The following is a 15,867-nucleotide window of genomic DNA, read 5'->3' as shown; positions in this document are numbered from 1 at the left end:
CAGCGCCGTTCAGGTTGCGTCGTTCAGTTCGGCGACGAAGTCGTAGGCGTCGCCTCGATAGTAGGAATGCGAGATTTCGACGGCCCGCCCGTCCCGCAAGTAGCCGCGTCGCTCGACCAGCAGCCCGGCGTCCTTCGGCTTCACGCCCAGCAGCGAGGCGTGCTCGCGCGAGATCAGCACCCCGCGCAGGCGCTGCAAGGCGCGGGTTGGTCGATGGCCCGTCGCGGCCATGGCCTCGTAGAGGGAGTCCTTGACGGCGTCGGCCGAGGGCAGGGCGAAGCCGGCGATGGTCGTATACTCGACCGCCATCGGCGCGCCGTCGGCGATGCGAATGCGGTGAAAGCGATAGACCGGCGTGTTGGGCGAGACGCCCAGCATCAAGGCCTCTTCCGGGGTCACCGCGCCCTCGGCGCGGGTGATCCACTCGCTGGCGGGCGCACGGCCGCGTGAGCGCATGTCCTCGGTGAAGCAGGTCAGCTTCGAAAAGTTCTTCTCGACCCGGGCGGCCACGAAAGTGCCCGCGCCCTGGCGACGGGTCAGCAGGCCTTCGCTGACCAGGCCCTCCAGCGCCTTGCGGACCGTGATCCGCGACACGGCGAAGTCCTCGGCCATGTCGCGTTCCGGCGGAAGGGCGTCGTCGGGCGCAAGCATCTTGACTTCGATCGCCTCGCGCAGCGCGCGCTGCAGTTGCAGGTATAGAGGAGCGGGCACCGCGCCGTGGGCGAAGCCTATGCGCTTGGAAAGAGACACGTCGCGCCGACTCCTGCGTTCGGGGGCTTCCGAAAGGTGGCTTCGCGGGATGCCAATATGAGACCAATCGACCATCGGTAGATCAAGACGGCTGACCTCGAAGCCTCGCGAACATATGCCGTTATAGCAGCAAATTCGCGGGCCATGAAAGGGTGTCCTTGCCAAATTGCAAAAGTGGCCTTGCCAAATGGTATTAAAATGGAATGTAGTGCGTCCCGCCGGTTGGACGCTGGCGGAAAGGGGGATTCAGATGTCAGCTTTGGTGCTCACGGCCCCCTTGCAGGGCTGGGTTTCGGCGCTGGAGGAGGCGCCGGATGCGGTGTTCGCCGAGCGTATGCTGGGCGATGGGCTGGCGATTGATCCGCTGGGCTCGACGCTGCACGCGCCGTGCGACGGGTCGGTGGTGAGCGTGCACCGGGCGCGCCATGCGGTGACGCTGCGGGCGACGAACGGCGCAGAGATCCTGATGCATGTGGGCCTGGAGACCGTGGCGCTGAACGGCGAGGGCTTTGAGGTCTTTGTCGAGGAAGGCCAGACGGTGAAGGCGGGCGATCGGCTGATCGGCTTCGACCTCGACCTCCTGGCTCAGCGGGCCCGCAGCCTGATCACGCCGGTGGTGATCACCAACGGCGAGGCCTTCCAGATCGTGCGCCGCGACCAGGACCGCCAGATCGGCGTGGGCCAGTTCCTGATGGAGCTGTCGCCGATCGCGGGCGCATCGCTCGCCGCTGCGTCCGGAACCGCAGACCAGATCACCCGCCAGATCATCGTGCCCCTGGCCCACGGGATCCATGCCCGCCCGGCCGCGCGGATCGCGCAGATGGCCAAGACCTTCGCGTCGGACCTGACCCTGGTGACCGGCCCGCGCCGGGCCAACGCCAGGAGCCCGGTGGGGCTGATGTCCCTGGCCATCCGCCATGGCGACACGATCCAGCTGCTGGCCTCGGGACCGGACGCCCAGGCGGCGGTGGCGGCCCTGGCCGAGCTGATCGAAGGCGGCATGGGCGAGGGCGCGCCGGTGGCCGCCAAGACCTCCCCGACCAAGACAGAACCCTCCGAACCGCCCCCGCCCGCGCCACTGCCGCGCGACGGGGTGCTGAAGGGCGTGCCGGCCGCGCCGGGCCTGGCCATCGGCAAGGCCGTGCGGCTGTCGACCGCCGAGATCGTGGTGCGCGAGGCCGGCGAGGGCGTCGCCCACGAGGAAGCGGCCCTGGTCGCGGCCCTGGAGACGGTCCGCGCCCGGATCGGCAAGGCCGCCGAGACCGGCGACAAGGCCCGCAAGGCGATCCTGGCGGCCCACCAGGCGTTCCTCGACGATCCCGAACTCTATGCCGGCGCCCATCGCCTGATCGTGGACGGCAAGAGCGCAGGCTTTGCCTGGCGCCGGGCCGTGGGCGGCTATGTCCAGGCGCTGCAGGCGCTGGGCGATCGCCGCATGGCCGAACGGGTCGATGACCTGATCGACCTGGAACGCCAGGTCCTGCGCGCCCTCAGCGGCGAGGAAGAGACGGGCGCGGCGCTGGCGCCGGGCTCGATCCTGCTGGCCGACGAGCTGTTGCCCTCGCAGCTGATGGGCGCAGACCCCGCCGCCCTCGCCGGCTTCGCCACCGCGCGGGGCGGGCCCACCTCGCACGTGGCCATCCTGGCCGCGGCCATGGGCGTCCCGGCCCTGGTGGCCGTCGGCGGGGCGCTGTCGAAGGTCAAGGACGGGGCGACCCTGATCCTGGACGCCGATGCGGGAACCCTGCGCGTGGCCCCCGACGCCAAGGCCCTGGAGGCCGCGCAGACGGCGCTCGCCCAACGCCAGCAGCGCAAGGCCGCCGCCAAGGCCGCCGCCCATGAGCCGGCGGTGACGCGCGACGGGGTGCGTATCGAGGTCTTCGCCAACACCGGCTCGGTCGCCGACGCCCAGGCCGCCGTGGCCAACGGCGCCGAGGGCTCGGGCCTGTTGCGCACCGAGTTCCTGTTCCTGGACCGCGACACGCCGCCCGACGAGGACGAGCAGGCCCGCCAGTACCAGGCCATCGCCGAGGCCCTGGACGGCCGGCCCCTGATCATCCGAACGCTGGATGTCGGCGGCGACAAGGCCGCGCCCTACCTGCCGATCCCGGCCGAGGAGAACCCGGCCCTTGGCCTGCGCGGGGTGCGGGTCAGCCTGTGGCGGCCGCATCTGTTGAAGGCCCAGCTGCGCGCCATCCTGCGGGTCGAGCCGCGGGGCCAGTGCAAGATCATGGTCCCGATGGTGGCCAGCCTTGATGAGCTGCGCGCGGTGCGCGCGGTGCTGGAGGAGGCCAAGCGCGAGCTTGGGATCACCGATCGCGTCCAGCTGGGGGTGATGATCGAGACCCCGGCCGCCGCCGTCACCGCCGACCTGCTGGCGGCCGAGGCCGACTTCCTGTCGATCGGCACCAATGACCTGACCCAGTACGTGCTGGCCATGGACCGGGGTAACCCCGAACTGGCCGCCGGCATCGACGCCCTGCACCCGGCGGTGCTGCGGATGATCGACCAGACCTGCCAGGGCGCAGCCAGGCATCATCGCTGGGTGGGGGTGTGCGGCGGCCTGGCCTCGGACCTGGACGCCACCCCGATCCTGCTGGGCCTTGGGGTCGCCGAGCTGTCGACCACGGCCTCGATCGCGCCGGACGTGAAGGCCCGGGTGCGGGCGCTGTCGCTGGAGGCCTGCCGCGCCCTGGCGGCCCAGGCCCTGGAGCAGACCTCGCCGCAGGCGGTCCGCGCGCTCGTGCAAGGCCAGACCAACACCCCCCTCGGAGGCTTGAACCCATGAGGTCTCCGCTCGAGATCCTGCAGCCGCTGGGCCGGGCCCTGATGCTGCCGATCGCGGTGCTGCCGGTGGCGGCGCTGCTCCTGCGCATCGGCCAGCCGGACCTGCTGGGCGCGCCGGCCCTGGCGGCGGCCACCCACGGGATGTCGCTGTCGGTGGCCAACACCTTCGGCGCGGCCGGCGGGGCGATCTTCGCCAGCCTTGGCTTGATCTTCGCCATCGGCGTGGCGGTGGGCCTGGCCCGCGAGAACCACGGCGCCGCCGGCCTGGCGGGCGTGGTCTGCTATGTCATCGCCACCAAGGGGGTGGAGGCGCTGCTGGTCGCCCCGCCCGAGGTGGCGGCCAAGGCGGTCGAGGGAGCCAAGGATCTCGCCATAGCCGCCTGGAAGGCCAAGGAGATCGGCAAGCTGTCGATCCCGGTGGGCATCCTGTCGGGCGTGATCAGCGGCGCGCTGTACAACCGCTACAGCACCATCCAGCTGCCCGAGTACCTAGCCTTCTTCGGCGGCCGGCGGTTCGTGCCGATCGTGGCGGGCCTGGCCGGCGTCGTCCTGGCCCTGCTGTTCGGCGCGTTCTGGAGCACGCTGGAGGCCGGCGTCGACGGGCTCAGCGGCCTGGTCACCGCGTCGGGCGATCTGGGCCTGGTCGTCTATGGCCTGCTCAATCGCCTGCTGATCGTCACGGGCCTGCACCACATCCTCAACAATGTGGTCTGGTTCATCCTGGGCGACTTCAACGGGGTCACCGGCGACCTCAACCGGTTCGCGGCCGGGGACAAGACCGCCGGGGCGTTCATGAGCGGGTTCTTCCCGGTGATGATGTTCGGCCTGCCGGCCGCGTGCCTGGCCATGCTGCACACCGCGCGGCCCGAGCGTCGCAAGGCGGTGGCGGGGATGCTGGGCTCGCTGGCCCTGACCTCGTTCCTGACGGGCGTGACCGAGCCGATCGAGTTTACGTTCATGTTCCTGGCGCCGGTGCTGTTCGCCATCCACGCGCTGCTGACGGGCCTGTCGATGGCCCTGATGAACATGCTGGACGTCAAGCTGGGCTTTGGGTTCTCGGCGGGTCTGTTCGACTATGTGCTGAACTTCAACAAGGCCACGCGCCCGCTGCTGCTGATCCCGGTGGGGCTGGTCTATGGCGCGCTCTATTACGGGGTCTTCCGGTTCGCGATCCTGCGCTTTGACCTGAAGACCCCCGGCCGCGAGGACGAGGCGCCGCCCTCCGCCCAGGCGGTGACCACCGGCGGCGGGCGCGGGGCCGACATGCTGGCGGCGCTGGGCGGCGCGGCCAATCTGGTCAGCGTCGATGCGTGCACCACCCGTCTGCGGCTGATCGTGGTCGACCAGGGCCTGGTCAACGAGCCGGCCCTCAAGGCGCTGGGCGCCCGGGGCGTCGTCCGGCCCTCCGACAAGGCCCTGCAGGTGGTGCTGGGGCCCATCGCCGACACCGTCGCCGGCGAGATCCGGCACGCCATCAGCGCTCCGCCCGCGCCGATCACCGCGCCGGCTCCCGATGTCTCCCAGGCGGCCAAGGCCCTCCTGGCCGCCCTCGGCGGCGCCGACAACCTCCGCGACCTCTCCGTCCACGCCAGCCGACTGCGCGTCGTCCTCAACGACCCCCAACGCGTCGATCAAGCCGCCCTTCACACCGCAGGCGTGCGCGGCTTCGCCGCCGTCGCGCCCGGCGCCGTCCACATCATCATCGGCCCCCACGCCGAGCGGATCGCGGAGGTGCTTCGACCCTAGGATAAGCGCGCCGCAGCCCATCACGCGAGCCTCTGCGCCGCACGCGCGCGCAGGTCGCAAGCGCTGGACTTCAGGCTCCGGATGACTCTTAAAGTGGCATCATAATGGTATTATCCGGACAGGCGCTGATCGGCGCTTATGATGCGGATAAGTATCTGAATAAAATATATAATATGGAGGAAAAGATCGGCTCTCCGCTTCGAGCCGAAGTCAGGTGGCGCCCAATGTCTGGTCGCCTATCAAAAAGTGAAAAAAATAAGTGGCTTAAGGCTTTGCGGCGACAACGTCGCAGCCCTTATCGTTCGGCCAAGGGTTCTGAAAAAGGTACTCGAATGGTCTGCATCATGCTTGCAATGCGCGACGTCGCCGCAGTCCGTCTTCGCGCCGCTTAGTCAAGGGGGAATACAAAAGATGACCAATACCAAGACCACCGCGACCGCTGGTCGCCGCAAGGCTTTCGTGATCGCGCTGTTGAGCGGCGCCTGCTTCGCCGAGGCCGCGCTCGCCCAGTCGACGCCGGCGCCGGCCGCGGACCAAGCCGCCGTTGACGAAGTGGTCGTCACGGCCTTCCGCAAGAGCCTGGCGACCGCGCTGGAAGTGAAGCGCAAGGACGTCCGCGTCTCCGACGGCATCTCGTCCGAGGACATCGGCAAGTTCCCGTCGGAAAACATCGCCGAAGCCATTCAGCGCATTCCGGGCGTACAGATCTCGGCCATCAACGGCCGCGGGTCGACGATCAGCATCCGGGGCCTGGGCCCGCAGTACGCCCTGACCACCGTCAACGGCCAGGCCTTCAAGAGCTCCAACTTCACCGACGGCTTCCGCTACGACGTCATTCAGACCGAGCTGGCGTCCGGCATCCAGGTCTACAAGTCGCCGACGGCCGACATGGACGCGGGCGGCCTGGCCGGCACGGTGAACATCGACACCGTCCATCCGTTCGACGTGAAGGGCCGCCAGATCATCGTGGCGGGCAAGCTGCAGCAGCAGGAACTCATCGGCGGCAACCCGACCGGCAAGTACGGCCTGACCTATGTCGATCACTTCCTGGACGGCAAGCTGGGCGTGTTCCTGGGCGGCGGTTATCAGGAGCTGAAGGACCGCGGCGACTATCTGTGGATGGACCGCTGGACCGTCAGCAACAACGTCTACACCCCGGCACGCCTGCGCTATCGCCGTATCGACCGCGAAACCAAGCGCAGCATGATCAACGGCGCGGTCCAGTGGAAGCCGACCGAACACCTGCAGATGGACCTCATCGGCACCTACGCCGAGGACAAGACCACCCAGAACATTCACCAGCAGGTCTTCCTGTTCACCACGCCTTCGGCCTCGAACGTCGTGCCGATCACGGTGGCGAACGGCACCTCCACCAAGGTGCAGGTGAACAACTTCCGGCTGGAGAACAACCAACAGTACGAGAACCGTCCGCAGTCGACCAGCGCCCTGACGACGAAGCTCCACTACACCGGCCTCGAAAACTGGGACTTCAAGGCCGTCGCGCACTATTCGCGCGGCAACGCCAAGCATAACGAAGAAGCTGCGGTTCTGGGGATCAACATCCCGAGCGCCACGGTGGATATCGCCGATCCGAAGAACGTCATCTTCACGACGTCCACCGCGCTGACGAACACCGCGCAGTACGCCCCCACCACCCTGATCCGGAACACCTATCCGACCGGCGCCTTCCGCACGGTCGGCTCGCACGAGAGCGCCGCGCAGTTCGACGCCAAGCGTTATCTCGACTGGGGCATCCTGGAGTCGGTGCAGGTCGGCGCCAAGACGCGCAGCGAGGTGCTCAAGCGCTACGTGATCCGCAAGGACAACCAGGTCGTCCCGGCGTCGTTCTCGCCGACCATGGCCAACAGCGGCATCGCGGTGACCAACTTCCTGGACGGTCAGATGACCCTGCCGAACGCCTGGGTGTCGCCGAACCTCGACGCCTATCGTGAAGCGCTCAAGGCTCAGGGCATTTCGGTGTACGAGGGCTTCGACCCGCTGGGCAGCTATCGTGTCGAGCGCGACCTGACCTCGGTCTATGCGATGGCCAACCTGCGCGGCGAGGTGCTGTCCAAGTCGTACCGCGCCAATATCGGCGTGCGTAACGAAAGCACCGATCAGACGATCAAGGGCTACATCGGTAGCACGGCCAATCCTCAGAACACCGAGGTCCGGCTGGTGGCGGGCAACTACACCGCCAAGAAGTCCTACGACAACCTGCTGCCGTCGGCCAATCTGAGCGTCGACCTGACCGACAACCTGCTGCTGCGCGTCGCCGCCGCCAAGGTGCTGGTGCGTCCGATCATCGACTCCAGCAACCAGCTGGCCCGCACGATGACCAGCGCCACCGACACGACGGGTCGCCGCATCTTCACGATCTCGTCGGGCCAGGGGAACCTCAACCCGATGACCGCCAACCAGCTCGACCTGACGCTGGAGTGGTACTACGGCCAGGGCAATGGTCTGAGCGCCGGCTACTTCTCCAAGAAGGTCAAGAACGGCGTCTTCAGCCAGCTCACCTGCCCGACGAGCTATGAGTCCGTCGCTCTGTCGCGGGACTCCAGCGGCGTCTGCGTCGCGGCCAACGGTGACAACTACATGATCACCGAAAGCTTCAACGACTCGCGCGTCGTCGACATCCATGGCTACGAAGTGAACTGGCAGCAGTCGCTCGACGCTTGGCTGCCGATCGAAGGCTTTGGCCTGATCGCCAACTACACCCACGTCACCCCGGCCAAGTCGACCACCGGCTTCCGTCTGGCCAACCTGTCGGAACACACCGCCAACGGCACCGTCTACTGGGAAAACCAGAAGTTCAGCGCCCGTCTGTCGGCCAACTACCGCAGCGCCTATGACCAGACCTCGGTGGAGAGCTTCTTCGCCGGTCCGCTGGGCCACACGATCAAGGCGCGCACCCAGCTGGACCTGAACCTGGGCTACAACTTCAATGAGCGTCTGAGCTTCGCCTTCGCGGCGATGAACATCAACAACGCTCAGGAAGAAGCCTACCTGATCAACGCCAGCCGTTGGCAGGAGACCGCGGTCACCGGTCCCAGCTACTTCCTGTCGTTCCAATACAAGATGTAACGCGTTTGGCGCGGCGCTCGTCCTTCCTCCCCTGAGCGCTGCGTCTTTCCCTGCCTCGCCCGTCGAACGGGCGAGGCTCCTCCTGGCGCCCGCCGCACGCGATCTCCTAGGCGGCGGGCGCGCCTTTTCGTAGATCCTGATGCCGATGAACGCTCTTCTGAACCGACGTCAGGCGCTAAGCCTCGCTGCTGCGGCGCTCGTGGCGCCCCCCGCCCTGGCCGCAGGCTCCACTGACGGCGCCGCCGCTGCGCGCGCCAGCCTCAAGCGGCTCTTCGGACGCCGATTGGCCGGAGCCCATCTGACGGTCACGCCGGGCGCGGAGCGCTCTTGGTACGCCATCGCCGGCAAGGGCGGCTCTCTTTCCATTTCCGGCGACAGCCCCGTGGCTCTGGTCCGCGGCGCCTACGCCCATCTTCGCCAGGCGGGTCTGGCGCATGTCAGCTGGGAGGGCGACCGGGTCGTCCAGGCCGGCGCTGTTCCGGCGGGCGCGGGCGCGCGCGTCGAGACGCCGTTCCGCCACCGCGCCTATCTGAACACCTGCACCTATGGCTACACGACCCCCTGGTGGGGCTGGGGCCGCTGGACCCGCGAGATCGACTGGATGGCCGCGCATGGGATCGACATGCCGCTGGCCATGGAAGGTCAGGAGTATGTCTGGCGGGCGCTGTGGCGCGAGTTCGGCCTGAGCGAGGCCGAGCTGGCCGACTACTTCTCCGGACCCGCCTTCACGCCCTGGCACCGCATGGGCAATATCGAGGGCTACAAGGCGCCTCTGCCGACCGCCTGGATCGACAAGAAGAAGGACCTGCAGGTCAAGATTCTGGGCCGCATGCGGTCGCTGGGCATGACCCCGATCCTGCCGGCCTTCGGCGGCTATGTGCCCAAGGCCTTCGCCGAGAAGAACCCCAAGGCCCGCATCTACCGCATGCGGCCGTGGGAAGGCTTCCACGAGACCTACTGGCTGGATCCGGCCGACCCGCTGTTCGCCAAGATCGCCGCTCGCTTCCTGGCGCTCTATACCGAGACCTTCGGGGCCGGGACCTACTATCTGGCCGACTCGTTCAACGAGATGCTGCCGCCGATCAACGCCGATGGCGCGGACGCCCGTGACGCGGCCTATGGCGACGGAACCGCCAACACCGCAGTGACCAAAACCAAGGTCGAGGTCGACCCGGCGCTGAAGGCCCAGCGTCTGGCCGCCTATGGCAAGGCGATCTACGACTCGATCCGCCAGACCCGGCCCGACGCGGTCTGGGTGATGCAAGGCTGGCTGTTCGGCGCCGACAGTCACTTCTGGGACCCGGCGGCGATCTCGGCCTATCTGAGCCTGGTCCCCGACGACAAGCTGATGATCCTGGACATCGGCAACGACCGCTATCCCAACGTCTGGAAGAACGCCAAGGCGTTCGGCGGCAAGCCCTGGATCTACGGCTACGTTCACAACTACGGGGGCAGCAATCCCGTCTACGGGGATCTTGGCTTCTATCGCCAGGACATCCCGGCCATCGCGGCCAATCCCGAGGCCGGCAAGCTGGCCGGGTTCGGCATGTTCCCTGAGGGTCTGCACAACAACTCGATCGTCTATGAGGCGGTCTACGACCTTGCCTGGAGCGAGGGTCAGGCGTCGCCGGCCACCTGGCTGACGCGCTACGCGCGTGCGCGCTATGGCAAGACCTCGCCGGCGCTGGATGCGGCGCTGGGCCAACTGGTCGAGGCGGCGTTCTCGACCCGCTACTGGTCGCCGCGCTGGTGGAAGAGCAAGGCCGGCGCCTATCTCTTCTTCAAGCGCCCCACGGCGACGGTCGGCGATTTCCCGCAACATCCGGGCGACCGCGCCAAGCTGGAGGCGGCCGTCAAGGCGCTGACGGCCCTGGCGCCTACCTATGGCCAGGAGCCGCTGTTCGTCCTGGACCTGACCGACGCGACGCGCCACCTGGCGACGATGAAGATCGATGATCTGCTTCAGGTCGCCGTCGCCGCCTACCGCCGAGGTGATACCGCCGCCGGCGACGCTGCGCGGGTCGAGATCGAGGCGCTGGCGCTGTCGATCGACAAGCTGCTGGGCGTCCAGCCCGACACGCTGGCGACCTGGATCGACGAGGCCCGCGCCTATGGCGACACGCCCGCCGACGCCGCCGCCTATGTGGCCAACGCCAAGGCCCAAGTCACCATCTGGGGCGGGGAGGGTAACCTCAACGACTATGCGTCCAAGGCCTGGCAGGGGCTTTACAAGAGCTTCTATCTGCCGCGCTGGTCGCGCTTCCTCGACGCGCTGAAAGCCGCGGGGACCGGAGCGTTCGACGAGGTGACGGTGACCCGCGGCGGCGTGGCCTGGGAACGCGCCTGGGTCGCGGCCGAGGTCGCCTATCGCCGCGAAAAGCCCGCCGATCCCATCGGCGAGATCAAGACCCTGATCGCACGCATCGACCGGGGCGGGGAGAAGACGCCATGAGCCAGCCGGCCGCGCGCTTTCTGTCCCTGGACGTGTTCCGGGGGCTGACGGTCTTTCTGATGATCGTCGTCAATACGGCGGGGCCCGGGGCCAAGGCCTACACCCAGCTGGTCCACGCGCCGTGGTTCGGCTTCACGGCCGCCGACGCGGTGTTTCCGTCGTTCCTGTTCGCCGTCGGCTGCTCGATGGCCTTCGCCTTCTCCAAGCCGATCCCGCTGAACGACTTCACGGTGAAAGTGCTGCGCCGGGCCGCGCTGATCTTCCTGCTCGGCTTTTTGATGTACTGGTTCCCGTTCGTCCGGAAGGTCGACGGCGACTGGGCGCTGATCCCGTTCTCGGACACCCGGGTGATGGGTGTGCTGCAGCGGATCGCGCTGTGCTACCTGCTGGCCGCCTTCGCCGTGCGCTGGCTGTCGCCGCGCCTGATCGTGGCGCTCTGCGCGGTCCTGCTGCTGGGCTACTGGGCGATCCTGATGGCGTTCGGCGATCCGGCCGCGCCGCTGTCCAAGCTGGGCAACGCCGGCACCCGTCTGGACCTGCTCCTGATCGGTCAGAACCATCTCTATCGCAAGGACGGTGGCTTCGATCCGGAGGGGCTGCTGGGCACGCTGCCGTCGACGGTGAACGTGCTGGCCGGTTATCTCGCCGCGCGGTTCTTGAAGGAGAACCCCGGCTCGAGCCGAGCGATGGGCCAGATGGCGATCGCGGGCCTCGTGCTGATCCTTGCGGGTCTGATCTGGAGCCCGCTCTTCCCCATCGCCAAGAAGCTGTGGACCAGCAGCTTCGTGCTGCTGACGGTCGGTATCGACCTCATCCTGCTGGCGGGCCTGGCCAAGTTGCTGGAGGGCAAGGCGTCCAATCCGGGGACCTATTTCTTCCAGGTGTTTGGTCTCAATCCCTTGGTGCTCTACCTGTTCTCGGAGCTGTTCGTGGTCGTGCTGGGCATGATCGAGGTCGCGCCGGGCGTGGGGATCTACGAGTGGGTCGGCGTCAACCTGTTCCAGGCCGTGATGCCGGGAGCGTTCGGATCGCTGCTGTGCGCGCTCGCCTACACGCTGGTCTGCTGGCTGCTGGGCTATGTCATGGCGCGGCGCGGCGTCGTGGTGAAGCTCTAGGAGCCGGCATGCGCCTGTCCCTCCGCATCGCCGTTGTGGCCCTCGCCCTGGCGTCGGCCGGCGCCGCGTCGGCCGAGACGCTGGAAAAGGTCGTCATCCTCAGCCGTCACGGCGTCAGGTCGGCCATGTCCAGTCCCGAGCGGTTGGAGGAGGCCTCGGCCCGGCCCTGGCCCCGCTTCGAGGTTCCGGCCGGACACCTGACGGCGAGAGGCGAGACGCTGGTCGCGCGGATGGGCGACTATTACCGCCGGTACTACGCCGCCCAGGGGCTGTTGAAGCCGGGGGACTGCGCATCCGTCTACGCCTGGGCCAATGTCACCCAGCGCACCATCGCCACGGCCAAGGCCTATCGTGAGACCCTGGCGCCGGGGTGCGCGGCGGTCGTCAACACCGTGGGCGAGGGGAACATCGACCCGATGTTCGAGCCGGTAAAGGCCGGGATCGCCAAGGCCGATCACGCCCTGGCCCGCGCCGCCGTGGCGGGCCGCGTCGGCGGCGACCTCACCGCCTGGAGCGCCAGTCACAACCAGGAGGCCGAGCAACTCGATGCGCTCCTGATGCAGTGTGACAAGGGTCCGTGTCCGCCAGCGCCCGGCAAGCGCCGCGTGTTCGACGCCAAGCCCGGCTTTATCGACGGCGAGGAGCTGGCCGGCCTTTCGGGGCCGGAAGCCTTCGCCTCGGGCGTGACCGAGAGCCTGCTGATGGCCTGGGCCGATGGGCGGGACTTCGCGGGTCTGGGCTGGAAAGGGCTGGACGAAGAGGCGCTGACCCGGTCGTTCTTCCTGCATCAGGCCGAGTTCGATCTGCGTCTGCGCACGCCCTATGTCGCCCGGACCCTGGCCGGCCATCTGGCCGAGCGGCTGGCGGCCACCCTCCAGGACGGCGCGGCCGCGATCGGTCCCGCCGACGCCAGGTTGGTGATCATCGCCGGCCACGACGGCACCCTGGCGTCGCTGGGGGGGCTGCTGCGAATGGAGTGGACCCTGCCGGGCTATCGACCCAACCAGATCCAGCCGGGCGGGGCTCTCGTGTTCGAGCGCTGGCGGCGCGATGACGGTGTGCGCGTGGTCCGTGTTCGCTTCACCGGGCAAAGCCTTTCCCAGCTGCGGAACATGACTGCGCTGGACGCCAAGACCCCGCCGCTGTCCGCGCCCGTGTTCGTGCAGGGCTGCGGCACGGCGACCCCGGCCTTTGATTGCCGGCTGGAAGACTTCGAGACGGTCGTCCGGGGCGCGACGCGCGCGGACGGCTAAACAACGTCGCCCAGGACATGGGCGCGGCGGCGGCGCTGTTGGGTGTCGCCAATAGGGAGTGTGGTGATGAAGTGGATGCACGTCGCGGCGGTCTTCGCGCTCGCCTTGGCCTCCTCGGCCGTTCCAGCCCATGAGGTCTGGGCCGCCGGCGCCCCAAGCCGCGCCCCAAGCCGCGCCATCGCCGAAACCGCGCCGATCTTCGCGGACGCGCCTGCACGCGGCGGGTTCCAGCTGGTCGGCCCGGGCGTGGTCCCGACCCTCGTGGTCGATCCGGCCGATGCGGCCGTTGTGCGGCATGCCGCCCAGGACCTGTCCGACGACATCCAGACGGTCACCGGCCAGCGCTCGGCGGTCGCGGCCACGCCCGCCGGCAAGACGGCGATCTTCATCGGGACGCTGGGCCAGAGCCCGCTCATCGACCAGCTGGTCGCCGCCAAGCGCCTCGACGTCTCCAAGCTCAAGGGCGCCTGGGAAAGCTTCATCATCGCCTCTGTCGACCGTCCTGCGCCCGGTGTCGACAAGGCCCTGGTGGTGATCGGCAGCGACCGGCGCGGGGCGGCGTTCGGCGTTTATGAGGTGGCGCAAGCCATGGGCGTCTCGCCCTGGGCCTGGTGGGCGGACGTCACGCCCCAGCGCCGCGAGGCGCTGTTCGTGCGCGCGGGCGTCCATCGCTTCGGTCCGCCGTCGGTCCGCTATCGCGGGATCTTCGTCAATGACGAGGACTGGGGCCTCTATCCGTGGGCGGTGAAAACCTTCGATCCCGAGCGCGGCGACATCGGTCCCAAGACCTATCGCAAGATCTTCACCCTGCTGCTGCGCCTGAAGGCCAACACCCTGTGGCCGGCCATGCACCACACGACCGCGCCGTTCAATTCCGATCCGGCCAACGCCAAGCTGGCCGAGGAGTACGGCATCGTCATGGGCTCGTCCCACGCCGAGGCCATGCTGCGCAACAATGTCGGCGAGTGGAAGGACGACCCGGCCAAGTTCAACTACGCGACCAATCCCGAAGGCGTGAAGGCCTATTGGGAAGAGCGCGCCAAGACCAACGCCGGCTATGAGAGCCTGTGGACGGTCGGCATGCGCGGCATCCACGACACCGGCATGGTCGGCCCCAAGACCATCGAGGAGAAGGTCGCCCTGCTGGACAAGATCATCGCCGACCAGCGCGAGATCCTGGCTAAGAACGTGAACGCCGACGTGGCGAAGATCCCGCAGATCTTCGTGCCCTACAAGGAAGTGCTCGGCATCTACCGCGCGGGGGTGAAGGTTCCCGACGACGTCACCATCGTCTGGCCCGACGACAATTTCGGCTACATCCGTCAGTTCGCCAGCGCCGAGGAGGCCGCGCGCAAGGGCGGGGCGGGGGTCTATTATCACCTCTCGTATCTGGGCTATCCGCTGTCCTACATGTGGCTCTCAACGACGCCGCCGGCCCTGGTGCAGGAGGAGATGATCCACGCCTGGGACAAGGGCGCGCGCAACGTCTGGATCGCCAATGTCGGCGACATCAAGCCGGCCGAGATCGGGACCAGCCACTTCCTGGAGATGGCCTGGGACATCGATCGCTGGCGCGGCAAGAGTCAGAAGCAGTTCCTGAGCGACTGGACGGCCCGCAACCTGGGACCAGCGCTTGCGACCAAGACCGCCGATCTTCTGGACCGCTACTATCGCCTGAACTTCGAACGCCGGCCCGAGCACCTGGAATGGCCGCCCGTGGCCGAGAACCGGCATCTGTCCAGCTACACCCCCAAGGAGGTCAGTGCGCGCCTGCGGGCCTTCCGGACCCTGGTCGCCGAGACCAAGGCGACCAGCCGGCAGGTTCCGCCGACGCTGCAGGACGCCTGGTTCGAGCTGGTGGAGTTTCCGATCCGCATCTCGGCGGCCGCCAACATGCGGTTCTTCGCGGCCGAGCGGTACAACGCGCTGATCGACGGCCGGCAGGCCATGGCGCGTTCGGCCGGCGGCGCGGCGGTCGAGGCCCAGGCCGAGATCACCGCCCTGACCGATCGGTTCCACAACCAGGTCGCCGGCGGCAAGTGGCGCTGGTTCATGCCCGAGGAGCCGGCCGACAGCCAGTGGCGCATCTATCGCGCCCGACCCATCCCGCTGCCGGGCGCGGCGCTGACCGCCGATCCCGCCGCCTTCCTGGCCGAGGTCGACGGCACGCTCTTCGCCGGATCGCCCGTCTTCGAGGCCGAGGCCTTCAAGGCCAATCGCGGCTGGCGGTTTGTCGAGGGCGTCGGACGCGGCGACGGTGTGATGATTGCTGACGCCGCCGGCGCCGACCTGACCCTGGAGGTCGAGGCGAAGACGGAAGGCCGCAGTCTGCGGATCGGCGTGCTGCCGATCTTCCCCGACGGTCAGGGCGGCGAGATCGCCCTGGACGTCAGCATCAATGGCGAGGCTCCGCAGCGCGTGAGCTGGCCGCGCGCCGTGGGCTCGCCCGCCTGGGCCCAGGGTGTGCTGGACAACCAGCTGACCGCGACCGTCGGGGCCCCTCTGCCGCCCGGCAAGCATGTGGTCCGGGTGACCTCGCGCGCGGGCCGGGTCGCCGTCGACCAGCTGCGCCTGGTGACGCCCGAGGTCATCGCCGTCCACGAGAACCACTGACGCGACCTAGAGCGTTCTCCGATCAGTGTGAAGCGGTGATCGGATCGAAGAACGCTCTAAACTT

Annotated in this window: 8 protein-coding genes; 7 read left to right on the top strand and 1 reads right to left on the bottom strand. The window is 68.1% G+C overall.

Going from position 1 to position 15,867, the window contains the following annotated elements; all coding sequences use genetic code 11:
• Positions 1-9: 9 nt before the first annotated feature.
• Complete coding sequence (locus CVUC_RS10760; RefSeq protein ID WP_096032442.1) at positions 10-915, bottom strand: GntR family transcriptional regulator; 906 nt, start codon at positions 913-915, stop codon at positions 10-12.
• A gap of 79 nt (positions 916-994) precedes the next feature.
• Here CVUC_RS10760 and ptsP point away from each other — a divergent pair, with 79 nt between their 5' ends.
• From ptsP to CVUC_RS10725, 7 genes are all read left to right on the top strand, one after another.
• The gene (ptsP, locus tag CVUC_RS10755; protein WP_233279811.1) at positions 995-3,538 is read left to right on the top strand and encodes a phosphoenolpyruvate--protein phosphotransferase; all 2,544 of its coding nucleotides are present in this window, start codon (positions 995-997) and stop codon (positions 3,536-3,538) included.
• A complete protein-coding gene (gene nagE, locus CVUC_RS10750; protein WP_096032444.1) occupies positions 3,535-5,283 on the top strand; it encodes an N-acetylglucosamine-specific PTS transporter subunit IIBC in 1,749 nt (582 codons plus the stop codon). Before ptsP ends, nagE begins: the two co-directional genes overlap by 4 nt.
• A 315-nt stretch (positions 5,284-5,598) precedes the next feature.
• Positions 5,599-8,370, top strand: a complete 2,772-nt coding sequence (locus tag CVUC_RS10745; protein WP_164468268.1) for a TonB-dependent receptor — start codon at positions 5,599-5,601, stop codon at positions 8,368-8,370.
• A gap of 139 nt (positions 8,371-8,509) precedes the next feature.
• Positions 8,510-10,822 carry an alpha-N-acetylglucosaminidase gene (locus CVUC_RS10740; protein WP_096032446.1) on the top strand — a complete coding sequence of 771 codons (2,313 nt, stop codon included), beginning with the start codon at positions 8,510-8,512 and terminating at the stop codon, positions 10,820-10,822.
• Positions 10,819-11,937, top strand: a complete 1,119-nt coding sequence (locus tag CVUC_RS10735) for an acyltransferase family protein (RefSeq protein WP_096032447.1) — start codon at positions 10,819-10,821, stop codon at positions 11,935-11,937. The genes CVUC_RS10740 and CVUC_RS10735 overlap by 4 nt, the downstream gene beginning before the upstream one ends.
• 8 nt (positions 11,938-11,945) lie before the next feature.
• Positions 11,946-13,190: a histidine-type phosphatase gene (locus tag CVUC_RS10730; RefSeq protein WP_096032448.1), complete on the top strand. Its 1,245-nt coding sequence runs from the start codon at positions 11,946-11,948 to the stop codon at positions 13,188-13,190.
• A 75-nt stretch (positions 13,191-13,265) separates the two neighbouring features.
• Positions 13,266-15,803 carry a glycosyl hydrolase 115 family protein gene (locus tag CVUC_RS10725; protein WP_096034723.1) on the top strand — a complete coding sequence of 846 codons (2,538 nt, stop codon included), beginning with the start codon at positions 13,266-13,268 and terminating at the stop codon, positions 15,801-15,803.
• Positions 15,804-15,867: the final 64 nt, after the last annotated feature.

Origin of the sequence: Caulobacter vibrioides, from assembly GCF_002858865.1 — a bacterium.
Classification (GTDB): Bacteria; Pseudomonadota; Alphaproteobacteria; order Caulobacterales; family Caulobacteraceae; genus Caulobacter; species Caulobacter vibrioides.
This window is presented reverse-complemented; position numbering and strand designations above follow the sequence as displayed.